At 64.6% G+C, this 20,029-nt stretch carries 26 protein-coding genes; 7 read left to right on the top strand and 19 right to left on the bottom strand.

The window, feature by feature from the left end; all coding sequences use genetic code 11:
• Window positions 1-67 precede the first annotated feature (67 nt).
• The 7 genes from pip to cysS all read right to left on the bottom strand — a co-directional run bounded on the left by pip (window position 68) and on the right by cysS (window position 4,927).
• The gene (pip, locus tag H5P29_RS23680; protein WP_067964126.1) at window positions 68-1,030 is read right to left on the bottom strand and encodes a prolyl aminopeptidase; all 963 of its coding nucleotides are present in this window, start codon (window positions 1,028-1,030) and stop codon (window positions 68-70) included.
• Window positions 1,027-1,503, bottom strand: a complete 477-nt coding sequence (locus H5P29_RS23685; protein WP_154385074.1) for a GFA family protein — start codon at window positions 1,501-1,503, stop codon at window positions 1,027-1,029. The genes pip and H5P29_RS23685 overlap by 4 nt, the downstream gene beginning before the upstream one ends.
• Complete coding sequence (locus H5P29_RS23690) at window positions 1,500-1,973, bottom strand: GFA family protein (protein ID WP_154385073.1); 474 nt, start codon at window positions 1,971-1,973, stop codon at window positions 1,500-1,502. Before H5P29_RS23690 ends, H5P29_RS23685 begins: the two co-directional genes overlap by 4 nt.
• On the bottom strand, window positions 1,970-2,464 hold the full coding sequence (locus H5P29_RS23695; protein WP_154385072.1) for a GFA family protein: 495 nt from the start codon (window positions 2,462-2,464) through the stop codon (window positions 1,970-1,972). Before H5P29_RS23695 ends, H5P29_RS23690 begins: the two co-directional genes overlap by 4 nt.
• 42 nt (window positions 2,465-2,506) lie before the next feature.
• Window positions 2,507-2,887 carry a VOC family protein gene (locus H5P29_RS23700; RefSeq protein ID WP_154385071.1) on the bottom strand — a complete coding sequence of 127 codons (381 nt, stop codon included), beginning with the start codon at window positions 2,885-2,887 and terminating at the stop codon, window positions 2,507-2,509.
• Window positions 2,884-3,273, bottom strand: a complete 390-nt coding sequence (locus H5P29_RS23705; RefSeq protein WP_154385070.1) for an endonuclease domain-containing protein — start codon at window positions 3,271-3,273, stop codon at window positions 2,884-2,886. The genes H5P29_RS23700 and H5P29_RS23705 overlap by 4 nt, the downstream gene beginning before the upstream one ends.
• A 235-nt stretch (window positions 3,274-3,508) precedes the next feature.
• Window positions 3,509-4,927 carry a cysteine--tRNA ligase gene (cysS, locus tag H5P29_RS23710; protein WP_154385069.1) on the bottom strand — a complete coding sequence of 473 codons (1,419 nt, stop codon included), beginning with the start codon at window positions 4,925-4,927 and terminating at the stop codon, window positions 3,509-3,511.
• A 544-nt stretch (window positions 4,928-5,471) separates the two neighbouring features.
• Here cysS and H5P29_RS23715 point away from each other — a divergent pair.
• Window positions 5,472-5,627, top strand: coding sequence for a transcriptional regulator (locus H5P29_RS23715; protein WP_154385068.1), 156 nt, complete (start codon window positions 5,472-5,474; stop codon window positions 5,625-5,627).
• On the opposite strand, the gene H5P29_RS23720 is transcribed toward H5P29_RS23715, so the two are convergent.
• Entirely contained in the window at window positions 5,610-6,218 is a 609-nt protein-coding gene (locus H5P29_RS23720) for a LysE/ArgO family amino acid transporter (RefSeq protein WP_185910421.1), read from the bottom strand. The two genes, H5P29_RS23715 and H5P29_RS23720, sit on opposite strands and share 18 nt — an antisense overlap.
• Window positions 6,219-6,336: 118 nt before the next feature.
• Window positions 6,337-7,113, bottom strand: a complete 777-nt coding sequence (locus tag H5P29_RS23725; protein WP_154385067.1) for an SOS response-associated peptidase — start codon at window positions 7,111-7,113, stop codon at window positions 6,337-6,339.
• 114 nt (window positions 7,114-7,227) lie between these two features.
• Between H5P29_RS23725 and H5P29_RS23730 the strand changes: the two genes are divergently transcribed.
• The 4 genes from H5P29_RS23730 (at window position 7,228) to H5P29_RS23745 (ending at window position 9,587) form a co-directional block, all read left to right on the top strand.
• A complete protein-coding gene (locus H5P29_RS23730) occupies window positions 7,228-7,650 on the top strand; it encodes an NUDIX hydrolase (RefSeq protein WP_154385066.1) in 423 nt (140 codons plus the stop codon).
• 143 nt (window positions 7,651-7,793) lie between these two features.
• Window positions 7,794-8,171 carry a TIGR02301 family protein gene (locus H5P29_RS23735; RefSeq protein WP_371818587.1) on the top strand — a complete coding sequence of 126 codons (378 nt, stop codon included), beginning with the start codon at window positions 7,794-7,796 and terminating at the stop codon, window positions 8,169-8,171.
• Window positions 8,172-8,304: 133 nt separating this feature from the next.
• Complete coding sequence (locus H5P29_RS23740; RefSeq protein ID WP_067964147.1) at window positions 8,305-8,562, top strand: hypothetical protein; 258 nt, start codon at window positions 8,305-8,307, stop codon at window positions 8,560-8,562.
• Between the two features lie 173 nt (window positions 8,563-8,735).
• Window positions 8,736-9,587, top strand: a complete 852-nt coding sequence (locus tag H5P29_RS23745) for a hypothetical protein (RefSeq protein ID WP_154385065.1) — start codon at window positions 8,736-8,738, stop codon at window positions 9,585-9,587.
• Window positions 9,588-9,864: 277 nt separating this feature from the next.
• Here H5P29_RS23745 and H5P29_RS23750 read toward each other — a convergent pair whose 3' ends face one another.
• Entirely contained in the window at window positions 9,865-11,196 is a 1,332-nt protein-coding gene (locus H5P29_RS23750) for a dihydroorotase (protein WP_154385064.1), read from the bottom strand.
• A 71-nt stretch (window positions 11,197-11,267) separates the two neighbouring features.
• On the opposite strand from H5P29_RS23750, the gene H5P29_RS23755 reads away from it, so the two are divergent.
• Window positions 11,268-12,134, top strand: coding sequence for a folate-binding protein YgfZ (locus tag H5P29_RS23755; protein ID WP_154385063.1), 867 nt, complete (start codon window positions 11,268-11,270; stop codon window positions 12,132-12,134).
• A 3-nt stretch (window positions 12,135-12,137) separates the two neighbouring features.
• Window positions 12,138-12,755 carry an HD family hydrolase gene (locus H5P29_RS23760; RefSeq protein WP_154385062.1) on the top strand — a complete coding sequence of 206 codons (618 nt, stop codon included), beginning with the start codon at window positions 12,138-12,140 and terminating at the stop codon, window positions 12,753-12,755.
• Between the two features lie 48 nt (window positions 12,756-12,803).
• Here the strand turns inward: H5P29_RS23760 and H5P29_RS23765 are convergent, their stop codons facing one another.
• The 9 genes from H5P29_RS23765 to H5P29_RS23805 all read right to left on the bottom strand — a co-directional run bounded on the left by H5P29_RS23765 (window position 12,804) and on the right by H5P29_RS23805 (window position 20,016).
• Window positions 12,804-13,430 carry a glutathione S-transferase family protein gene (locus H5P29_RS23765; RefSeq protein ID WP_154385061.1) on the bottom strand — a complete coding sequence of 209 codons (627 nt, stop codon included), beginning with the start codon at window positions 13,428-13,430 and terminating at the stop codon, window positions 12,804-12,806.
• A 131-nt stretch (window positions 13,431-13,561) separates the two neighbouring features.
• Window positions 13,562-14,746, bottom strand: coding sequence for a low temperature requirement protein A (locus H5P29_RS23770; protein WP_154385060.1), 1,185 nt, complete (start codon window positions 14,744-14,746; stop codon window positions 13,562-13,564).
• Between the two features lie 91 nt (window positions 14,747-14,837).
• Complete coding sequence (locus H5P29_RS23775; RefSeq protein ID WP_154385059.1) at window positions 14,838-15,221, bottom strand: DUF4087 domain-containing protein; 384 nt, start codon at window positions 15,219-15,221, stop codon at window positions 14,838-14,840.
• Window positions 15,222-15,318: 97 nt separating this feature from the next.
• A complete protein-coding gene (locus tag H5P29_RS23780) occupies window positions 15,319-15,591 on the bottom strand; it encodes a DUF3303 domain-containing protein (RefSeq protein WP_154385058.1) in 273 nt (90 codons plus the stop codon).
• Window positions 15,592-15,654: 63 nt separating this feature from the next.
• The gene (locus H5P29_RS23785; protein WP_154385057.1) at window positions 15,655-16,446 is read right to left on the bottom strand and encodes an SDR family NAD(P)-dependent oxidoreductase; all 792 of its coding nucleotides are present in this window, start codon (window positions 16,444-16,446) and stop codon (window positions 15,655-15,657) included.
• A gap of 1 nt (window position 16,447) precedes the next feature.
• Entirely contained in the window at window positions 16,448-17,008 is a 561-nt protein-coding gene (locus tag H5P29_RS23790; protein ID WP_154385056.1) for an SRPBCC family protein, read from the bottom strand.
• Complete coding sequence (locus H5P29_RS23795) at window positions 17,005-17,391, bottom strand: helix-turn-helix transcriptional regulator (protein WP_154385055.1); 387 nt, start codon at window positions 17,389-17,391, stop codon at window positions 17,005-17,007. The genes H5P29_RS23790 and H5P29_RS23795 overlap by 4 nt, the downstream gene beginning before the upstream one ends.
• A gap of 61 nt (window positions 17,392-17,452) precedes the next feature.
• Window positions 17,453-18,913 carry a RimK family protein gene (locus H5P29_RS23800; RefSeq protein ID WP_154385054.1) on the bottom strand — a complete coding sequence of 487 codons (1,461 nt, stop codon included), beginning with the start codon at window positions 18,911-18,913 and terminating at the stop codon, window positions 17,453-17,455.
• Window positions 18,910-20,016 carry a peptidase C39 family protein gene (locus H5P29_RS23805; RefSeq protein ID WP_154385053.1) on the bottom strand — a complete coding sequence of 369 codons (1,107 nt, stop codon included), beginning with the start codon at window positions 20,014-20,016 and terminating at the stop codon, window positions 18,910-18,912. Before H5P29_RS23805 ends, H5P29_RS23800 begins: the two co-directional genes overlap by 4 nt.
• Window positions 20,017-20,029 lie beyond the last annotated feature (13 nt).

Raw genomic sequence — 20,029 nt, forward strand, 5'->3', positions numbered from 1 at the left:
ATGCCAGCTGATCTCCCCACTTGTGGGGGCCGGCAGGACAGAGGGGGGCAACGTAGGGCGGAAGCGGTCACGACGTTTTCCCTGCAAACCTGTCGGTCGCCCGGACCAGCTGGTCCAATATGCCCGGTTCCGAATAAGCGTGACCGGCGCCCTCGATCAGGTGGAACTCCGCCTCGGGCCAGGCCTTGTGCAGTGCCCAGGCATATTTGGCCGGGCACGGCATGTCATAACGCCCATGGACGATGACACCGGGAATGTCGCGCAGCCTGTGGGCGTCGCGGATCAGCTGGCCTTCCTCCATCCAGCCGGCATGGACGAAATAGTGGTTCTCGATGCGGGCGAAAGCGACGGCGAAGTCGTCCTCGCCAAACTTGCCTGACGTGTCGGGGTCGGGCAGAAGCGTGATCGTCTCGCCTTCCCACAGGCTCCAGGCCAAAGCTGCCTCGACCTTGGCCTTGCGGTTGTCGCCGGTGAGGCGCTTGCGGTAGGCGCCCATCATGTCGCCGCGCTCGGCCTCCGGGATCGGCTTGACGAAACGCTCCCATTTGTCGGGAAACATTTCGGAGACGCCGAACTGGTAATACCAGTCGAGCTCGGCGCGGGTCAGCGTGTAGATGCCGCGCACCACCAGTTCGCTGACGCGATCCGGATGCGTCTCGGCATAAGCGAGCGCCAGCGTCGAGCCCCAGGAGCCGCCGAACACCAGCCATGTGTCGTGGCCGGCCATCTCGCGCAGCCGCTCGATGTCGGCGACCAGATGCCAGGTGGTGTTGGCGTCGAGCGAGGCGTTGGGCAAAGACTTGCCGCAGCCGCGCTGGTCGAACAGCATGATGTCGTACAGCTTGGGGTCGAACAGGCGGCGATGCTTGGGCGAGGTCGCGCCGCCCGGGCCGCCATGCAGGAACACCGCCGGCTTGCCGCCCTTGGTGCCCGAACGTTCCCAATAGACCTGATGGCCGTCGCCGACATCGAGCATGCCGCTGTCGAAGGGTTCGATCTCGGGATAGAGGCCGCGCAGCTCAGTCGTCATATCTTCAGTCCATGCTCCGGCCAATGGGCCGTCTCTTCATCGGGATGCTGGAAGGAGATGATCTGCTCCTGCCGCTGGTAATAGTCGGGATTGTCGAGCACCGGCTGGTCGAAGATCGTCTCGACCCAGGGCAGGCGGAAACCATGATTGATCTGGATCGTCGGCGCGAGGTCGGAGCGGTCGTCGAACGAGCCGATCGACAGTTCGAGGCCTTCCGCGTGGCGGTAGGCCATCGGCGTGCCGCAGCGCTGGCAGAAGCCGCGCGATATGTTGATCGACGACTGGAAGTAGCTCGGCTCCTCGCGGATCCACTCGACGCCATCCACCGGCACCGCGACGAAGGCGCCGAAGAACGAGCCGAACTGCTTCTGGCACATGCGGCAATGGCAGATCGAGCTGCGCCCCAGCGCGCCGTGGATACGGAAGCGGACGGCGCCGCACTGGCAGCCGCCTGTCCTTGCAGTCTCGGTCATGACCTTTTCTCCGCTGGCCATTGTTCAGTGTCGTGGTCGGGGTGCTGGTGGTTCGAAGGGGCAACCGCCGCGTACCAGGCGGTTTCATCGTCTGACAATTCGACCGTGTCGAGTCCGCCGAACCATGGCATCTTCTCGGCGGATCCGCACTGGAATGTCGGCTTCACCGCTTCGGGATGGTCGAGCGCACCGAGCACGACATTGATCGTGTCACGGTCGATCACGTCGAACAGAAGCGGCGTGCCGCAGTCGCGGCAGAAGCCGCGGCGCACGATGTCGGACGAGCGGAACCAGCCGATCTCGCCGCGCGTCACCGAAAACTTCGCCTTCGGCGTGCGCGCCAGCGGCTGGAAGTAGTTGCCCGATGCCTTCTGGCACATGCGGCAATGGCAGATATGCGCATTCTCCAGCGCCTGGTCGATGCGGTAGCGCACGGCACCGCACTGGCAACCGCCTGTCGTAACGGTCATGTGCGCTCCTCCGGCGGCCAGGTCTCGGTGTCGTGGTCGGGGTGCTGGAACGAGACGATGTCGTTGACGAAGTCGGCAGCGTCAGGGTCCTCTTCGGTCGAATAGCCCTCGAGCTCGTGGATATTGTCGACATAGGGCAGCTTGCCCTCGAGCCCCCACTGCATCGTCGGCGCGATCTCCTCCGGCTCGTCGAAGGCGGCGATCGCCAGCGCCACGCCGTCGGGTGCCTCGTAGGTCAGCGGCGTGCCGCAGTCGCCGCAGAAGCCGCGCAGGCCGAAATTCGACGAGCGAAACCGCTTCGGCTCGCCACGCGTCCAGACGAGCCTGGAGTCGCGATGCACCGAAACCAGCGGCGCATAAAAATTGCCGAACGCCTTCTGGCACATGCGGCAATGGCAGACCGAGGCGGCGCCGAGCTTGCCGTCGACATGGAAACGCACGGCGCCGCACTGGCACCCGCCGGAATAATGCGGCCTGTTGTCGAGGCTCATCGCGTCAAACCCTCACGCTTCAAACCCTCACGCTTCAAATCCTCACGCCGGGACATGGCACACCGCCTCGATGTTGTTGCCGTCGGGATCGAAGACGAAGGCGGCGTAATAGTCGGGATGGTAATGCGGCCTCAGCCCCGGCCCGCCATTGTCCCGTCCGCCGGCGGCGATGGCGGCGGCATAAAACGCATCGACCTCGGCCCGGCTGCGCGCGGTGAACGCATAATGCCGCCCCGGTCCGGCCGGCGCCTCGTGCAGCCAGAACACCGGCCGCTCGCGGCCATAACCGCCGACCTTGACCCCGCCGGTATATTCGCCCGGCACCATCATCAGAAGCTGTGCCCCCAGCGGCGCGAACGCCTTGTCGTAAAACGCCTGCGCCTTGTCGAAATCGGCGACTGAAATTCCCGTATGGTCGATCATTGCACGAACTCCTCCGTCATGCGGACGGCCATCCCGGCCGAGATCACAATGTTCTGGCAGACGTTATCCATATCGCGAACAACGTCATCGTTCCAGAAGCGGAGAATGGTCCAGCCGTCCTGTTCCAGGCGGTGGGTTCGGACGGCATCGACCTCCGCATTGGCCGGTTCAGCATGCTGTGAGCCGTCCAGCTCAACGATCAGCTTGTGTGTCGGGCAAGCGAAATCGACGATGTAGCCTGCAACTGGATACTGGCGACGAAATCCGAGCCCCATCAACCGGTGGGCGCGCAGCTCATTCCACAGCTTCAACTCGGCATCGGTCATCTTCCGACGCATCGACTTGGCATTCTTGCGGTTGGCGGGCGCGACCGGCGTGTGTGGCATCAGCGATGCCCCCTTGGTGAGGTCGTAGCCCTACGTTGCCCCCCTCTGCCCTGCCGGGCATCTCCCCCACGAGGGGGGAGATTGGCAGCTGCGCTCAGACCGCTCATCCTGCGATGTCGGCGATTGGCGAAAGCCGGCATGAAGGCTGATCTCCCCCCTCGTGGGGGAGATGTCCGGCAGGACAGAGGGGGGCGCTGTCCCGCAGCCATTGCCACCCTATCCTGCCCCGCCGTCATCACCGCTTCACTTCCCACGTCGTCACGCGCTCACCCGTGACCGCGTCCTTGCCGTCCTTGAGCTGGACGCCCTGGGCCAGAAGTTCGTCGCGGATGCGATCGGCTTCGGCCCAGTTCTTGGCGTTGATCAGCTCCAGCCGCCGCGCGATGGTAACCGCGACCGCCGCCTCGTCGACCGCGGCCGCCTCGAGCCCGAAGCCGAGGAACAGCAGCGCTGCCTTGAGTTCGGCCGCGGCTTGGACATTGCCGGCCGCCTCGCCGGCCAGCTGCGACAGGCCCTGGAAGACGCTCGACGTGGCAAGGTCGTCGCTCAATGCGGCGATCAGTGCCGCCGGCACCTCGGCTTCGGCCTCGCCGGCGCTGTCGGCCGCACGCTTCCATTTGCGCAATGTGTTTTCGGCTTCCTCCAGCTTGCGCAGCGAGAAGTCGATCGGCTCGCGGTAATGCGTCATCAGCATCGCCAGCCTGAGCACCTCGCCCGGCCAGGTGCGGCCGCCGAAATTCTCCGTCGCGAGCAGTTCGTGGATCGAATAGAAATTGCCCAGGCTCTTGGACATCTTCTGGCCCTCGACCTGCAGGAAGCCGTTGTGCAGCCAGTAATTGGCCATCACCTCGGTGCCGTGGGCGCAGCGCGACTGGGCGATCTCGTTCTCGTGGTGCGGGAAGATCAGGTCGAGCCCGCCGCCATGGATGTCGAAGACCTCGCCGAGATAAGCGGCCGACATCGCCGAGCACTCGATGTGCCAGCCCGGGCGGCCGCGGCCCCAGGGACTATCCCAGCCCGGCTCCTCGGGTGAAGACGCCTTCCACAGCACGAAGTCGCCGGGGTTCTTCTTGTGCGCCTCGACCTCGACGCGGGCGCCGGCCTGCTGCTCGTCGAGATTGCGCTTCGACAGCTGGCCATAATCTTCCATCGAGCCGGTGTCGAACAGCACTTCGCCTTGCGCTTCATAGGCATGGCCGCGTTCGATCAGGCGTTGAATCAACGACACCATATCCGTCTTGCCGTCCGGCCGCGCGAGCACGAACTCGGTCGCCCTGGGCTCGACTGAAGGCTCGAGGCAACCGAGCGCCTTGACGTCGGCCTGGTACTGGTTGGCGGTCTTTTCGGTGACCCGCCGGATCGCCTCATTGAGCGGCAGATCAGGAAAATCGCGCAAGGCGCGGGCGTTGATCTTGTCGTCGAGGTCGGTGAGGTTGCGCACATAGGTGACGTGGTCGTCGCCATAGACATGGCGCAGCAGGCGGAACAGCACGTCGAAGACGATCGCCGGGCGCGCATTGCCGATATGGGCGAAGTCGTAAACCGTCGGGCCGCAGACATACATCCGCACGTTTTGCGGATCGATCGGCACGAAGTCCTCCTTCGTGCGTGTCAGCGTGTTGGTAAGGCGCAAGCCCTTGAATGCGTCAGACATGGTTCTCCCCGTGTGCGTAGCCCCGAAAATCTCCGATTTTCGCCAAGGATCATGCACGCAAATTCAGTTTCACGGCGTCCTTTGCGCGTCCAAACGGACGCGCGGCGCCGTGCCTTCAGTTTCACGGCGTCCTTTGCGCATCCAAACGGACGCGCGGCGCCGTGCCTTCAGTTTCACGGCGTGCCCGTAAGGACGCGCGGCGCCGTGGCCTGCTGGCCCGGGCGTTCAACCTGTCTCGTGTGAAGATGAGGCGAAAACGTCCTGACCAGCGCGAACGCTAGCCAATAAAACAAATGCCGGAAATGGCGAAAGACGTTTTCATCAGGGGCTTTATCGCCTCAGCGGGCTGTTGCCGTCAAGACGCATCGACATGAAACTTTACCGCCCGGACCGGAACGGAAGCGGTACTGAAACACTTTGTTAAACATCCCGGCACCGTAATGAAACATCGCCCGGATAAAAGGCGCCGCACTGCCACGAATTCGACCGAATCCGTAAGCAAATGCAGCCGCACTCAACAGAGCTGACTTTAGGGAAGAGACCGATGAAACGAAAACAATCCGACCAGGACCGAGCGCGTCACCAGTACGCCGAACTGACCAAGCACTACCGGGCCATCGGCCCCGCCGCAATTCTTGCCGCGCTGATCTGCGCGCCGAAGAAAGACAAGACGGCCGCCAAGCTAAACAAGGCTGCCTAAAAGGCTCAGGCCGATCGCCGCCATCACCATGCCGATCAGCACATCGAGCACGCGCCACGCGGCAGGCCGGGCAAAGACCGGCTCCAGCAGCCGGGCGCCATAGCCGAGCCCGAAAAACCAGACGAACGATGCGAATGCAGCGCCGATGCCATAGGCAAGGCGCGCCTGTCCTTCATGGGCTGCCGAAAGGCTGCCCAGCAGCACCACCGTGTCGAGATAGACATGCGGGTTGAGGAAGGTGAAGGCGAGACAGGCGGCGACCGCAGGCCATAGCTTCGTCCCGACCGATTTTGCCGCCTGCATTGCAGCCGGCTTCATGGCGCGGCGGAAGGCAATGATCGCATATGCAAACAGGAACAGCGCGCCGCCGACCGTCACCACTGATATCAGGCGCGGCGACTGCGAAATCAGCGTGCCTAGCCCGGCGACGCCGATGCCGATCAGCAACGCATCCGAGGCGGCACAGATCAGGCTGAGGATGAAGACATGCTGGCGCAGCAGCCCCTGGCGCAGGATGAACGCGTTCTGCGCGCCGATGGCGATGATCAGCGAGGCACCAAGCAGGAATCCGGAGATGGCGGCGGTGAGAATGGGCGTGGACACGCCGCTCTTCTAATGCACTGCCCGGAAAATCAAAATCGAATTCCGGCAGGCAGGATGCAGGGATTGATGATGCCAGAGCGCCCAGCAGCGCGCTGTTCTGCTGCAATCAGAACAGCGTCATCTGGCCGTCATCGGGCTTTTGCTTCTCCGGCTTCGGCTTCGCCGCCCGCTCAGGTGCTGCTTCAGGCAGCGGCTCGACCCGCGCCTGGATCTCCGGCCCTGTATTGGCGACCTTGTTGACCAGCTCCGACACCGGGATCTGCTCGAAGAAATCCGGCTGCGCCGGCCGCATCAGACGGGCGACATCGCGCGGCTCCTGGGTGCGGCAGTCGAGCCAGCGGGCAAAATCCTCCGGCTGGATCACCACAGGCATGCGGTCGTGGATATGCATGATGTCGGCGCTGGCACCGGTGGTCAGGATCGCCGCGGTGTCGATCTCCGAGCCGCCCGGCTCGCTCCACGTCTCCATCAGCCCGGCCAGCGCCACCAGCCCGCCCTTGCGCGGCCTCAGCCAATAGGGCTGGCGCCGGTTGCCAGGCAGCTTTTTCCACTCATAGAAACCCGAGACAGGGATCAGCGCCCGCCTGTGGCGCATCGCGGTCTTGAACGACGCTTTTTCGATCGCCGTTTCGGAACGCGCATTGATCAACAGCGGCATGTCGGCCGGGTTCTTTGTCCAGGCCGGGATCAGCCCCCAGCGCGCCAGAAGCGCCATGCGGTCTGAGCGATTCGAGCCCGGCGGCCGCTGCGGCCCTGCCGTCACCACCAGGATCGGCTGGGTCGGCGCCACATTGTAGCGCGGCGGAAAGCTCTCGAGATCGTCCAGCCCGAGAAAGGCGGAGGTTGCGTCGGGCGACGCCAATACCGCAATGCGTCCGCACATCAGGTCAGGTTCCGGTTCATCGCCTGAAAGTGGCGATGGATCGCGCCGGCCGCAACCGCTAAAGCGGATAGGATCGGCTGTTCCACAATGGAACGCATTGCCCGAGGTAAAATCATGATCGACGCGACCATCATCCCTGCCGTCTCCGTCGCCGTGCTGCGCGACCGCTCGATCATGCTGGTGCGCCGCGGCCGCGCGCCGTCGAAAGGGCTCTACGCCTTCCCCGGCGGACGTGTCGAAGAAGGCGAGGCGCTGGAAGATGCCGCCCGCCGCGAGCTGATGGAGGAAACGGGCATTGCGGTCGGCGACCTCGTCCGCTTGCGCGAGCTGCTCATCGACAGCCGCAACGACAGCGGCTCGGTCTACCTGCTCACCGTCTTCGGCGCCCGCCACCTCGAAGGCGAACCGGTTGCCGCCGACGATGCCGACGAGGCCGCCTATTTCGACCTCGCCGAGATCGAACGCCTGCCGCTGACCGATTCGACGCTCGAAATCGTGCTCGAACTGCTCGGCGGTGCGGTCGTACTGCCGGCATAGCGCAATTCCAGGAAAACCGTGCAGCGCGCATCCCAAGGATTTCGCAAGTCGAAGATCGAGGGATTCCGCTTTTCGACGAAAAGCGAAAGGGATAGAGGCCTCGGCGGCCTTGCCGGGGACAAATTGTTTCGCCACAAAAGCTTATGATGCGCGCTTCGACCTACATCATGGCTATCACGCTTGCCGCGACGACCGCGTTCGCAGCACCGGTGCGCGCCGTCGAAGCGCCGTTCGAGCCGGGCCTGATGCGCCTTGCCGAGGTTCTCGGCTCGCTGCATTTCCTGCGCAATCTGTGCGGCGAAAAGGGCAGCCAGTGGCGCGGCGAGATGGAAAAGCTGCTGCAGGCCGAGGACCCCTCGCCCGAGCGCCGCGCCCGGTTCATCGCGTCCTTCAACCGGGGCTATCGCTCCTTCGACGGCACCTACACCGCCTGCACGCCGTCGGCGACCGAAGCGATCAGCCGCTACATGAAGGAAGGCGAGGCTTTGAGCCGCGACATCGCCTCCCGCTTCGGTAATTAACAGGCTATTTACTCTCCCGGCATTGCTTGCCGTACACGAACGGGCGATTGTGCTAGGTGTCTTAACGGGACATTAAAGGGATAGCTCAAGTTGATCCGAATCATCGGGTCGCTGGGCAGGGTGAAAGACCGCAATGGAACAAAGCGTAAGCGACATCGACGCCCTGGTTCGGGAAGAAAAGCGCCTGACCGCTGTCGAGAGCCACAATGAGGCGTGGGCCGAAGGCCTGTCCGCCGGCATCGAGCCCGAGATCATCGCCGAAGCAGCCCTTGCCACGGCTTTTGCCGAGATCGTCGCCGCCAATGGCGAGCCTGCAGCACTGGCCATGCTCGATCGCATGCGCGCCAGGGTGGAAGCCGGTGACTTCGAGCCGGTGCGCCTGCGGCATTGAGCGCCGCCCCACTTCTTTGACTAGCCGACACGGTTTCGGCATCATGCTGGCACATTGAGGGCGTAACCACGCATTGTCGGAACATGATTCCGGGCGGGGTCATGCGATTGAAAGCGTTGCAGCGTCGGCCCGAGAGGGGGCAAACGCTCGGGAATACCGGAGCCAGGGATCTGATGCGGCCAAAGACTGAAACTGCGCCCCGCGGCGCATTGCGACTTGCCGTTCTCGGCCTTGCCGCCTCGCTCGTCCTGCCGCTTCACGCCTCGACGGCTTTTGCGCTTTCCGAAATCAAGCGCGAGGAAATCCCCGCCCCCGTCATGCCGCCCAAGCCGGCCGCCGACCAGGATGCCGTGCCGGAAAAGTCGGTGCCGATGCCCGACCCGATCCAGACGCCGGCGACCACGGCACCTCAAGGGACCGAAGCACCTGCAGGCACCGAAGCACCGTCCGGTTCCGAGCAACCGGCCGACGACCAGCCGGCCGAACCGGATGCCACGCCCACCGAACCGGGCGGCGCCACCGGTCCCGCCGCCCCCAATCTCGATCCGGAAGGCCCGCTGCCCGAAATCGTCTACGACCTCAGCCGCCTGCCCGAGCCGGTGGCGCGCATGCGCAGCCTCTTGGTCGAAGCCGCCAAGACCGGCGACATCGAAAAGCTGCGGCCGCTGGTCGGCCAGGGCGAAGCGATGCCGCAATTGTCGTTCGGCGACATCGAGGGCGATCCGATCGCCTTCATCAAGGGGCTATCAGGCGACGGCGAAGGCCAGGAAATCCTCGCCATCATGGAAGAGGTGCTGAACGCCGGCTACGTCCATTTGGGCGAAGGCACCGACGAAGACCTCTATGTCTGGCCCTATTTCTTCGGCATCCCGCTCGACAAGCTCGATCCGCGCCAGAAAGTCGAGCTGTTCAAGATCGTCACCGCCGGCGACTACGAAGACATGAAGCAATATGGCGCCTACGTCTTCTATCGCCTCGGCATCACTCCCGAAGGCCGCTGGGCGTTTTTCGTCGCGGGTGATTGACCCTCGTTCCTTCGCCCCGTTCACGGGGAGAAGGTGGCCCGAAGGGCTGGATGAGGGGCGGCGCTGACGGCCGGCAAATGTGGAGGGCACTCCCGATCGCCGGCTTCGCTTTCACAGGGCTTTCGCACCAGTCGATCTTCCAGCAACGGCATGGACTGGGATGACGAATTGGAGAGGCCGCTCGCGGATGGCAGGATTGTCAGCCATTGAGGTCGCATGACCGAGCGACCCCCATGCCCTGCAGTCCGATCTCGCCCACGAACGGCGGGAGGAAAGACTACTTCACCACGGCTTCCGAAAACTCCACCGCCCTGCCCTGCGACGGCGTGGTGATCTCGGCTTCCCACATGACGCGGATGCCGCGGACGATGGTGCCGACCGGCCAGCCGGTGACCTTCTTGCCGTCATAAGGCGTCCAGCCCGCCTTGGAGCCGGCCTGGGCGTTGGTGATGGTCTGCTCGCGCTTCATGTCGACGACGGTGAAGTCGGCGTCGTAGCCGGCGGCGATGCGGCCCTTGCGGGCCATGCCGAAGATGCGGTTGGGGCCGTGGCTCGCAAGGTCCACGAAGCGCTCCAGCGTCAGCCGGCCCGCATTGACGTGGTCGAGCATGATCGGCACCAGCGTCTGCACGCCGGTCATGCCCGAGGGCGAGGCCGGATAAGGCTTGGCCTTTTCAGTCAGCGTGTGCGGCGCATGGTCGGAGCCGAGCACGTCGACGATACCTTGCGAAATACCGTGCCAGATGCCGTCGCGGTGACGTGCTGCGCGTACCGGCGGGTTCATCTGCAGCAGCGTGCCGAGACGGGCGTAGTCGTCCGCGCTCATGGTCAGATGATGCGGGGTCGCTTCGCAGGTGGCGACGTCCTTGTGCTGTTCGAGGAAGGTGATTTCCTCCGCCGTCGAGATGTGCAGCACATGGATGCGGGCGCGCTCTTGCCGGGCGATGCGCACCAGCCGCTCGGTGCACTGAAGTGCTGCGATCTCGTCGCGCCAGATCGGGTGCGAGGACGGGTCGTTTTCGACGCGCAGGTTCTGGCGCTCGCGCAGGCGGAACTCGTCTTCCGAGTGGAAGGCGGCACGGCGGCGGGTGTTGCGCAGGATCGAAGCGACACCCTCGTCGTCCTCGACCAGAAGGTCGCCGGTCGACGAGCCCATGAACACCTTGATGCCGGCAGCACCCGGCAGACGCTCCAGCTCGGCGACGTCGCCGGCGTTGTCGCGGGTGCCGCCGACCCAGAAGGCGAAGTCGCAATGCATGCGCGCGGTCGCCCGGCTGACCTTGTCGGCCAGCGTCGCTTCGCTCGTCGTCAGCGGGTTGGTGTTGGGCATCTCGAAAACTGTGGTGACGCCGCCGAGAACGGCCGCGCGCGAACCACTCTCCAGGTCTTCCTTGTGCTCCAGCCCCGGCTCGCGGAAATGCACCTGGCTGTCGACGACGCCGGGCAGGATGTGCAGGCCGGTGCAATCGATGGTCTCGCCGGCCGAAGCGCGGCCGAGATCGCCGATGGCGGCGATCCTGCCATTGGTGACGCCGACGTCGCGAACGCCGCTGCCGTCATGATTGACGACCGTGCCGCCCTTGAGGATGAGATCGAAGGTGGTAGCCATGTCGCGCGTGCCCTTGTCTGGGAATTGCCTGCGGCTTACGTAATGGCTCTCCGAAATGCAAGATCAGGTCCATGCCGACAGCCATCCTCGCCGACCGCGCCATCATCGATGTTTCCGGCCCCGATGCCGAGCATTTTCTGCAGAACATCCTGACGCTCGACCTCGATGCGCTTGGCCGCAACGAGGCCAAACCCGGCGCGCTGCTCGCCCCGCAAGGCAAGATCATGTTCGATTTCCTGGTCTCGCGCAGCACAGACAATGCGCTCAGGCTGGAATGCCGGGCCGACATTGCGGATGATTTCGTCCGCCGCCTGATGCTCTACCGGCTGCGTGCCAAGGCCGATATTTCCAAGCAGGATCAGGCTGTTGTTGCGGTTACGTGGCAAGATGATTCAGCTGCTTCGCACTCTGATTCAACTGTCCGCGACAGCCGCTTCCAGCAGCCTGTCTTCCGCCATTACGGCACTGCCCCCGCGGCCCCCACCGCCCAGGAAGCCTCCGAGGCCGACTGGCACGCGTTCCGTATCGACAATGGCGTCGCCGAAAGCGGCCCCGACTACGCGCTCTCCGACGCCTTCCCGCATGACGTGCTGCTCGACCAGATGGGCGGCATCGGTTTCAGGAAAGGCTGTTTCATCGGCCAGGAGGTCGTGTCGCGCATGCAACATCGCGGCACCGCCCGCCGCCGCGTGCTGCTCGTCTCGGCTGCTTCAGGCCTGCCGGCGCCGGGCACCGAACTTAAGGCCGACGGCAAGGTTCTGGGCACGCTCGGCTCCGTCGATGGCTCGAACGGCCTCGCCATCGCCCGCATCGACAGGGTCAAGGCCGCACTCGACGCCGGCAGCGCCATCACCGCCGGCGACGTCACCGTGGCGCTCGCCATCCCTGCCTGGGCCAGCTTCACCTATCCCGAAGCCACCAGTGCGGAAGACGCCTGAGCCATGGCCGACCGTCCCGGCGCCCCGCCCCGCGCCTGGCAGCGCATGCTGTCGGGCCGCCGCCTCGACCTGCTCGACCCCTCGCCGCTCGACGTCGAAATATCAGACATCGCCCACGGCCTGGCGCGTGTCGCGCGCTGGAACGGCCAGACCTCGGGCGACCACGCCTTCTCGGTGGCGCAGCACTCGCTTCTTGTCGAGCAGATCTTCCGCCGGATCGTGCCGGATGCCGCACCCGAGGCGCTGCTGGCGGCGCTGCTGCATGACGGGCCGGAATATGTCATCGGCGACATGATCTCGCCGTTCAAGTCGGTCGTCGGCGGCGGCTACAAAAGCTGCGAGGAGCGGCTGCAGCACGCCATCCATCTGCGTGTCGGCCTACCGGCCGAGATCGGCCAGGGCCTGAAGAAGGACATCAAGCGCGCCGACCAGATATCGGCCTATTTCGAGGCGACAGTGCTTGCCGGCTTTTCGGTCACCGAGGCGACCGAGTTCTTCGGCCGCCCGCGCGGCATCACCGCCGACGGGCTCGAGCTGTCACCGCAGCCGGCCAAACGTGTGCAGGAGGCCTTCCTCAAACGTTTTGCCGCGATCGAGAAGCTGCGCGCTTTCAGGGCGTGAACGCGAAAAACCGCCCGTCTGTTTCCGGGCAGGCTCTGCCGAAAATCCTCAGGCCGGCGGGATGAACTCCTGGCTGATCTCCTTGAACACCGCCGTTGCCTCCAGCCGTGCTGCATCGGCGGCAAGGGCGGGGAATTCGGCCATGTCGAGCAGGCCCTGATGGGCGTCGTTGATGAAGCGCAGCACACAGACAACGGCAATGTCGGCATGGCCGATATGGTCGCCGAACCAGTAGGCGCTGCCGCGTTTGGCGCGCTCGGCCTCCAGCACCGCCAGCACCGAGGCGATCTGCGTGCGGCAGCGTTCGACCCAGACCTCCGAGACATGGGTGTGCAGCCGCTTCTCGTAGAACAGGCTGACCGCCTTCTCGCCGACGCCGGTGGCGAGCGTCGCTATCTTCAGCGCCTGGTGCCGGGCCGGCTCGGCCTGGGGGAACATCGCCTCGCCTGAAGGCGCAAGGTGGTCGAGATAGTCGAGCATCATGTGGCTGTCGATCAGCACCTCGCCATTGTCGAGCACCAATGTCGGCACCCGGGTCAGCGGGTTGTAGGCACGGATCTTGTCGGCGTCGCCGAAGGCCGACCAGGTCTCATGCCGGAACGGGATGCCGTAGAGCCTGAGAGCGATGCCGACGCGGCGGACGAAAGGGCTGTCATACTGGCCGATGAGGATCATGTCGTAACGTCCCGGAGCGAAACCTCGGGGGATAGTACACGAGGCAGAGTGCCGTTCCAGAAGCCTGGCCGCGCCGGTTCTTCGTCCAGAGCTCCGGTTCTTCGTCCAGAGCTCCAGTTCTTCGTCCAGAGCTAATGCGCGTGATGTCTGGCCGGCTGCCCCCTGAGTTCGAGCACTGCAACCAGCACCATCACGACAGTGGTCGCCGCCCCGATCGCCAGCGGCGACAGGTGGCTGGCAAAGGGCACCATGGCCGCAAGGATGGCGATGCCGATGATGTGCGACAGCGGCGCGCGGCCGACGACGTAGAATTTGAACAGCAGGTTGCCGGCGAGATAGAGCGCCGAGCCGCCGATCGCCGTCCAGATCAGCGCCGGCTCGGCATGGCCGAGCGGATGGGCAAGCACCAGCTCGTCCGAAACCGCCACGACGATGATGCCGGCGACCAGGATGACCGGGATGTAGGTGTAGGCGACACGGGCGATCTGGCCGGTGTCTGAGGCCGAGGCGATCTTGTGGTGGGCGAGTTCCTGCCCGACGTTGAAATAGACCAGCCACATCGCCACCGAGGCGAAGAAGGTGGTCAGGAATGCCGCCAGATTGACCCAGTTCAGTTCGAGCTCGGCAAAGGTCACGCCGGAGACCAGGATCGATTCGCCGAGCGCGATGATGATGAACAGTGCCGAGCGCTCGGCCATGTGGCCGCCCTCGACGTCCCAGCCCGTCGTCGACGAGGCGCCATGCCAGGGGGTCCAGAAGCCGAGCGCCGGCGACACCAGTTCGATCAGCAGGGCCACCGCCCACAGCGCGAAACGGTTCTCGGGCTCGGCCAGTCCGCCTGATATCCAGAACACACCCGACAATGTGAGCCAAAGTCCGATGCGGACGAAGTTGAGATAGTTGTCGCGGTTGTGGTTCTTCAGCGCCCAGATCACGAACAGGGTGCGCCCGACCTGCATGACGACATAAGCGAGCGCGAATTGCAGGCCACGACCCTCGAACGCTTCGGGGATAGAGGTCGACAGCATCAGCCCGGCCAGCATCAGGGCAAACAACATGCCGCGCACCGGCGCCTTGCGCGGGTCGAGCCAGTTGGTCACCCAGGCGGTGTAGTTCCACACCCACCAGACGGCGACCAGCATCAGCAGTCCCTCGAGCGCGCCTGCCACCGACAGATGCTTGAGCAGGAAATGCGACAGCTGCGTCACCGCAAAGACAAAGACGAGGTCGAAAAACAGCTCGACGAACTCGACCCTGGCGCTCTCGCCCTGCTGCCGCTTGCGCTGGTAGTCGTTGCTTGCACCGCTCAATGCCATGCCTGTTTCCCCTGATGTTCAATCATCGATAGCCTTGCGGCATTCCGCTCGGTCCGGGCCCATGCACGGGCTGACCGGACGGCCTTGCCACTCAATCCGGCGGCGGCGGCAAGGATTTGTCGGCCCGGCACCTGGCGAGCGGCAGGATGTCACCGGCAAAAACCTTTCTAATGCGCTGGTTGCCGGCATCGGTCTCGACGGTCATGCAGGCGCAGCCATAACCATAGCCGGCCCCCCGCACATTGGTCTCGACGAACTGCCTGGGATTGAAGTCAGGCGCCTTGTCGGCACCGGCCGCGTCGGGCCCGTCGGCCTCGCCCTGCGATGTGATCGTCCAGGTCGCATCCTTGTCGATGAGCCAGAGATTGCCCGGCGTCGGGTTGGCGTACCAGCCGCAGCGGCGCTCGGCCGCCGATGCATCACCCAGCGACGCGAGTGCTCCAACCGCAAGAGCAAGAGAGAGAATCCGCCGCATGCACGCCTCCAATGCATCGGCAGGAAAACAAGCCGCCCGGTCATTTGCAAGCGGCATTTGCAAGTCTCGATTGATATGGCGCGCGAGCACACGCGGCTCAAAGATGGGGCGCCAGCCCCGCGGCGGTATCTTTGCTCGATGCCACCGGCACGATCTCGAAGCCGACAAGGTCGGCCCATTCGACGACCCAGCGCTGCAGCAGCGTGACGTTTTCGGCCTCCACCAGCATGAAGCAGCGGCTCATGTCGGCGGCGATCCAGCTGTGGTGAACGATGAAGCCTTCGGGTGCCAGCCGTCCCTTGTCGCGAAATCGGCGGTAGATCGCCTTCGGGTCGCGCCCGCGAAAATCCTCGATGACAAAGAAAAGCATCTTTTGTCCGTGCCCCCAACTCTCCGTGGGAGAAGATCAGGGGGCACGGAACTTGGCAAGCGGTCAGTCGACCAGCGTGCCGCAGCTCAGATTGGCGATTGCCCCGGTCATCGCGCCGGCACGGTCGGATGCGGCGAAGGCGGCGAAATCGCCGATCTCGGCCAGCGTCGGAAAGCGCCTGAGCAACGGCCCGCTGGCGGCGCGGGCGGAAAGCATGTCGTCGACCGACATGCCCGCGCGCAGCGCAAAACCCTCGAAGGCCGCGCGGACATGCGAAACATCAATCGCTTCCGGGATGGCGTCGGGCCGGAGGCAGATCACCCTGATGCCCTGCGCCCCGAGCTCGCCGGCGAGGATGCGCGAAAACGCCTCCACCGCCGCACTTGCCACGCCGTTGCCGAGAAAGCCTGCACCCGACAGCCGCGCGCCCGGTGTCGACAGGGTCAGGATCACGCCCCTGCCCCTGAAGTGCCGCGCCACCGCTTTCGCGGTCAGGAAGTTGGTCCTGGTGTAGGCTGCGACAGGCAGCTCGAAATCGGCATAGGACAGCTCCGCCAGCGGCGTGCCCTGGACATGGGATATGCCGATGGCATTGAGCGCGATGTCGATGCCGCCTGCTTTGGCCGCCACCATCTCGGCGTGGCGTTCGACTTCGTCCTCGTCGAGCGCGTCGACGACGGCGATATCGACGTCACCGCCCAGCGCCCGGATGTCGCCGGCAACCGCCTCCATCTTCGCCCGCGTCCGCCCGGCGAGGAACACACGCGCCCCGTCGCGGGCGAAGGCCCGGGCAGCGGCGCCGCCGATCGCGCCGCCGCCGCCATAGACAACCGCAACGCGGTTCACGAGCGACATGTCACGCTCCACCCGCACTGCCGATACGCTCGGCATATTCGCCGACAAGCCTTGTGTGGGTGCGCCAGAAGCCGTCGGGTTCGCGGCCCTCGAGTCTGTCGGCCAGGATGCCGAGATGGGTGTGCCAGCCGGCGGCGACATTGAGCATCGCGCCATGGTCGGTGAGCCGGCGATGGGTGACCGTCAGCAGCACCTTGTCGTTGCGCGGCTCGAGCTCGAAGCGCACTTCGGAGCTTTCGCCGGCTTCCGCAGCCCCACCCCAGCTATAGGCCAAAAGATGCGGCGGCTCGCAGGCGATGATCTCGCCCGGCACCCGGTGTTCGGCGAAAGCGGCGAGATGGGCGGGCGGCGGATCGTCGTTGCGGGTCAGTTCGGAGTTGCGGAAACGGTTCTCGACCTTGCCGCCCGCGCGCAATTCCATCGGGCCGCCGGCAAGCCAGGTGCTGCGCTTTTCGGAGTCGGTGAGATAGCTCCAGATGCGCTCGACCGGGCCGGGCAGCAGGCGCTCGATGCGCACGGTTCCGGGCTCGGTGACGACGCCGTAAGAAGTATGGATATTCATGACCTTTTCCCTTTCTTCTTCGCTTCAGTGGTTTCGGATGGTTTGTTCGCCGCGGCCTGGTCCTCGGCGACGAGCAGGGCTTCGAGGACGTCGAGCTGCTGGTTCCAGAATTTCTCGTAGTGCCGCATCCACTCGACGCCGGCATGCATCGGCATGGCGTCGAGGCTGCAGAGATGGGTGCGCCCCTGCACGCTGCGGCGCACCAGCCCGGCCTTCTCCAGCACCTTGATGTGCTTAGAGGCGGCAGCCAGCGTCATCTCGAAGGGTGCGGCGAGGTCGCCGACATTGCGTGGCCCCTTGGCCAGACCCTGGAGCATCGCCCGGCGGGTCGGATCGGACAGCGCGTGGAAGATCGCGTCAAGATGTTCGGAATGCTCAACCATAAGGTATAATATATGGCTGCAAATACGAATAGTCAACCGTTCGGTATAATGTTTTCCGAGGCTACTTGCCGTTGCGCTCCAGCCGGTCGAGGAACCATTGGGTCAGGCGCACCCAGACCTCGTCCTTCTCGCCGGAGTCCTCGACGCCGTGGTCGAGGTTGGGATTGTCGTTGACCTCGATGACGAAGACACCCTCCTTGGTCTCCTTGAGGTCGACACCGTAGAGCCCGTCGCCGATGCAGCGCGCGGCGCGCACGGCGGTGTCGATGACATGGACCGGCGCATGCTTCAGCGTGAACGTCTTGATGCCGCCCTCGTCGGGCTTGCCGGCGCGGTCGTGGTTGACGATCTGCCAGTGTTTCTTGGCCATCAGATAGTGGATGGCAAACAGCGGCTGGCCGCCGAGCACGCCGACACGCCAGTCATACTGCGTCGGCATGAACTTCTGCGCGATCAACAGGTCGGAATCCTCGAGCCAGGCGGTTGCCAGCGCCTTCAGCTCGTCAAAGTTCGACGCCTTCTTGACGCCGCGCGAGAACGACGAATCGGGGATCTTCAGCACCAAGGGAAAGCCAAGCGTGTCGGCGGCGAGCTGCAGGTCCGAGACACCCGCAATCATCACCGTCGGCGGCACCGGCACGTTGTTGTAGGTCATCAGCTCGTTGAGATAGACCTTGTTGGTGCAGCGGATCATCGACAGCGGATCGTCGATGACAGGCATGCCCTCCTGCTGCGCCCGCCGGGCGAAGCGGTAGGTGTGGTTGGAAATCGAGGTCGTCTCACGGATCAGGAGCGCATCGTAATTGGCGAGCTTGGCCAGGTCCTTTTTGGTGATCGGCTCGACCTCGACGCCCATCTTCTCGGCGATACGGGCCCAGTAGCGCAGCGACGATATCTCCGACGGCGGCAGCTGCTCGTTGGGGTCGATCAGCGTGGCGAAGGTGTAGCGCGACGGCGTGCGCGCCTTGGTGTCGCGCCACTCCCGGCTGGTATAGGTCTCGAGCGCCGCAACGAAGCGCTTCTTGTCGGCATCGTCGAGCCGGCCGAGTGCGGCAAAACCTATTCTGTGGATCGAGGCCCATTCGCCGTCCTTGATCGCCACCTCCAGCGCCGGCGCACGGAACCAGTCGAACAACAGCCTGCTGAAGCGATCCCAGGCCTTGGACGGGCCGATGCCGAAAAAGATCGTCACCTTGGCCGGAAACGAGCCGCCGAGATCCTTGCGGCACTTGTTCAGCGCCAGCTCCAGTTCGGGCAGCGCGTTTTCATAGAGCTTGCGTTCCGACAGGTCGATCATCGTCTCGACCGTCGGGATCACCTTGTGGCCGCGCGAGCCGGCCAGCAGCGAGGCGTAATAGCCCCGGCTCTGATAGGCATAACGGTTCGACAGGTTGATGATCTTCGGCCGCTGGCCGCGAAACAGCGCGGGGTGGGCGAGATAGTCGCGGTTGGTGATGATCTTGTGCGGCGTCGCCGTCTGGTCGAGATCGCTTTGGCGGCCGGTAAGAATGACCCAGGTCATCGTTTCGAAGGCTTTCCGAGAGTGATGGCGGCGCGCAGGCCGTCGCGGCCGAACTGCGCCATGCGCATGAAGATGTCGTAGGGGACGGGAATGTTGGCGGCGTCCGACGCCGTCTCGCGCTGCTCGTCCTCGATCCAGGGGTCATGGATCAGGATGTGGCCGCCATCGTCGCCGATGGCCAGCACCCAGTGCGGCACCTTCTTGCCGAACATCAGGAAGCCCGAGATCAGCACCAGCACCAGCTTGCCCTGAGCCAGCCTGGCCCTGATGTCGTCGAGCGCGAAGGGACGGTAGGTCACGGGGATGGCGTATTTCTCGGCGCGGGCGCGAAAATCGGCCTGGGCCAGCTCCATCACCCGACGCTTTTCGGCTGTTCGCACCGACTGCAGGAACAAGGCGCCTTCGGCCGAGACGAAGATCTCGGCGCCAAGCCCGGCCTCGTGCCCTGCCACCGCCAGCCCGAACGGCTCGCAGCCGCCCGGCCCCGACATCATGAAGATGGTGGTCGCCTCACGCCACAGCCTGACCTCCATCACCGGGTCGGGTACGAATGTGCGGTCGAAATTGGCCATCGCCATCATCAGGCAGCACGGGCCGCAGGTGAAATCACAGGTCTGGGCGTAGAACGGCACCCTGGTTGCCACCGGCACGTCGCCGCGCAGCGTCTTTTCGTAGCGAAGGGCCGCCATGCCGTCTTCGTAATAGTCGGGCTCGTGGCCGATCCGGCGGTAGCCGTTCTTTTCATAGAGGCCGATAGCGCGGGCATTGTCCTGGCGCACCTCGAGCCTCAGAAGCATGCGGCCATGCCCGTAGGCGACGTCTTCGGCAGCATCGAGCAGCAGGCGGCCGATGCCCTTGCCGCCGAAGTCGGGGGCGATGGCAAAGGAATAGAGCCGGGCGACGCCGCTGCCCTTACGAAACAGCACCATGGCGTAGCCGACAAGACGGCCGCCACTTTCCGCAACCAGCGCCTCGGCGGTTTCGTGATCGATCAGCTGGCGGAAGGAGCGGCGCGAGATCCTGTCGCCCGGAAAGACAGCGTTCTCGATGGCGACGAGCGCATCGACATCTTCAGCGCGGGCCGTACGAATGTCGGCAGCCATCTGGTCCTGAGAA

The organism is Aminobacter sp. MDW-2 (assembly GCF_014250155.1).
In the GTDB taxonomy this organism is placed as follows: Bacteria; Pseudomonadota; Alphaproteobacteria; order Rhizobiales; family Rhizobiaceae; genus Aminobacter; species Aminobacter ciceronei.

What these genes read in the sequence shown, in the direction of transcription:
- H5P29_RS23755 (WP_154385063.1), top strand. Translation starts at nt 11,268, where the DNA reads ATGCCGACAGCCATCCTCGCCGACCGCGCCATCATCGATGTTTCCGGC.
- H5P29_RS23725 (WP_154385067.1), bottom strand. Translation starts at nt 7,113, where the DNA reads ATGTGCGGACGCATTGCGGTATTGGCGTCGCCCGACGCAACCTCCGCC.
- H5P29_RS23785 (WP_154385057.1), bottom strand. Translation starts at nt 16,446, where the DNA reads ATGTCGCTCGTGAACCGCGTTGCGGTTGTCTATGGCGGCGGCGGCGCG.
- H5P29_RS23805 (WP_154385053.1), bottom strand. Translation starts at nt 20,016, where the DNA reads ATGGCTGCCGACATTCGTACGGCCCGCGCTGAAGATGTCGATGCGCTC.
- H5P29_RS23705 (WP_154385070.1), bottom strand. Translation starts at nt 3,273, where the DNA reads ATGCCACACACGCCGGTCGCGCCCGCCAACCGCAAGAATGCCAAGTCG.
- H5P29_RS23765 (WP_154385061.1), bottom strand. Translation starts at nt 13,430, where the DNA reads ATGATCCTCATCGGCCAGTATGACAGCCCTTTCGTCCGCCGCGTCGGC.
- H5P29_RS23775 (WP_154385059.1), bottom strand. Translation starts at nt 15,221, where the DNA reads ATGCGGCGGATTCTCTCTCTTGCTCTTGCGGTTGGAGCACTCGCGTCG.
- H5P29_RS23690 (WP_154385073.1), bottom strand. Translation starts at nt 1,973, where the DNA reads ATGACCGTTACGACAGGCGGTTGCCAGTGCGGTGCCGTGCGCTACCGC.
- H5P29_RS23700 (WP_154385071.1), bottom strand. Translation starts at nt 2,887, where the DNA reads ATGATCGACCATACGGGAATTTCAGTCGCCGATTTCGACAAGGCGCAG.
- cysS (WP_154385069.1), bottom strand. Translation starts at nt 4,927, where the DNA reads ATGTCTGACGCATTCAAGGGCTTGCGCCTTACCAACACGCTGACACGC.
- H5P29_RS23795 (WP_154385055.1), bottom strand. Translation starts at nt 17,391, where the DNA reads ATGGTTGAGCATTCCGAACATCTTGACGCGATCTTCCACGCGCTGTCC.
- pip (WP_067964126.1), bottom strand. Translation starts at nt 1,030, where the DNA reads ATGACGACTGAGCTGCGCGGCCTCTATCCCGAGATCGAACCCTTCGAC.
- H5P29_RS23730 (WP_154385066.1), top strand. Translation starts at nt 7,228, where the DNA reads ATGATCGACGCGACCATCATCCCTGCCGTCTCCGTCGCCGTGCTGCGC.
- H5P29_RS23750 (WP_154385064.1), bottom strand. Translation starts at nt 11,196, where the DNA reads ATGGCTACCACCTTCGATCTCATCCTCAAGGGCGGCACGGTCGTCAAT.
- H5P29_RS23715 (WP_154385068.1), top strand. Translation starts at nt 5,472, where the DNA reads ATGAAACGAAAACAATCCGACCAGGACCGAGCGCGTCACCAGTACGCC.
- H5P29_RS23780 (WP_154385058.1), bottom strand. Translation starts at nt 15,591, where the DNA reads ATGCTTTTCTTTGTCATCGAGGATTTTCGCGGGCGCGACCCGAAGGCG.
- H5P29_RS23735 (WP_371818587.1), top strand. Translation starts at nt 7,794, where the DNA reads ATGATGCGCGCTTCGACCTACATCATGGCTATCACGCTTGCCGCGACG.
- H5P29_RS23770 (WP_154385060.1), bottom strand. Translation starts at nt 14,746, where the DNA reads ATGGCATTGAGCGGTGCAAGCAACGACTACCAGCGCAAGCGGCAGCAG.
- H5P29_RS23745 (WP_154385065.1), top strand. Translation starts at nt 8,736, where the DNA reads ATGCGGCCAAAGACTGAAACTGCGCCCCGCGGCGCATTGCGACTTGCC.
- H5P29_RS23800 (WP_154385054.1), bottom strand. Translation starts at nt 18,913, where the DNA reads ATGACCTGGGTCATTCTTACCGGCCGCCAAAGCGATCTCGACCAGACG.
- H5P29_RS23760 (WP_154385062.1), top strand. Translation starts at nt 12,138, where the DNA reads ATGGCCGACCGTCCCGGCGCCCCGCCCCGCGCCTGGCAGCGCATGCTG.
- H5P29_RS23740 (WP_067964147.1), top strand. Translation starts at nt 8,305, where the DNA reads ATGGAACAAAGCGTAAGCGACATCGACGCCCTGGTTCGGGAAGAAAAG.
- H5P29_RS23695 (WP_154385072.1), bottom strand. Translation starts at nt 2,464, where the DNA reads ATGAGCCTCGACAACAGGCCGCATTATTCCGGCGGGTGCCAGTGCGGC.
- H5P29_RS23790 (WP_154385056.1), bottom strand. Translation starts at nt 17,008, where the DNA reads ATGAATATCCATACTTCTTACGGCGTCGTCACCGAGCCCGGAACCGTG.
- H5P29_RS23685 (WP_154385074.1), bottom strand. Translation starts at nt 1,503, where the DNA reads ATGACCGAGACTGCAAGGACAGGCGGCTGCCAGTGCGGCGCCGTCCGC.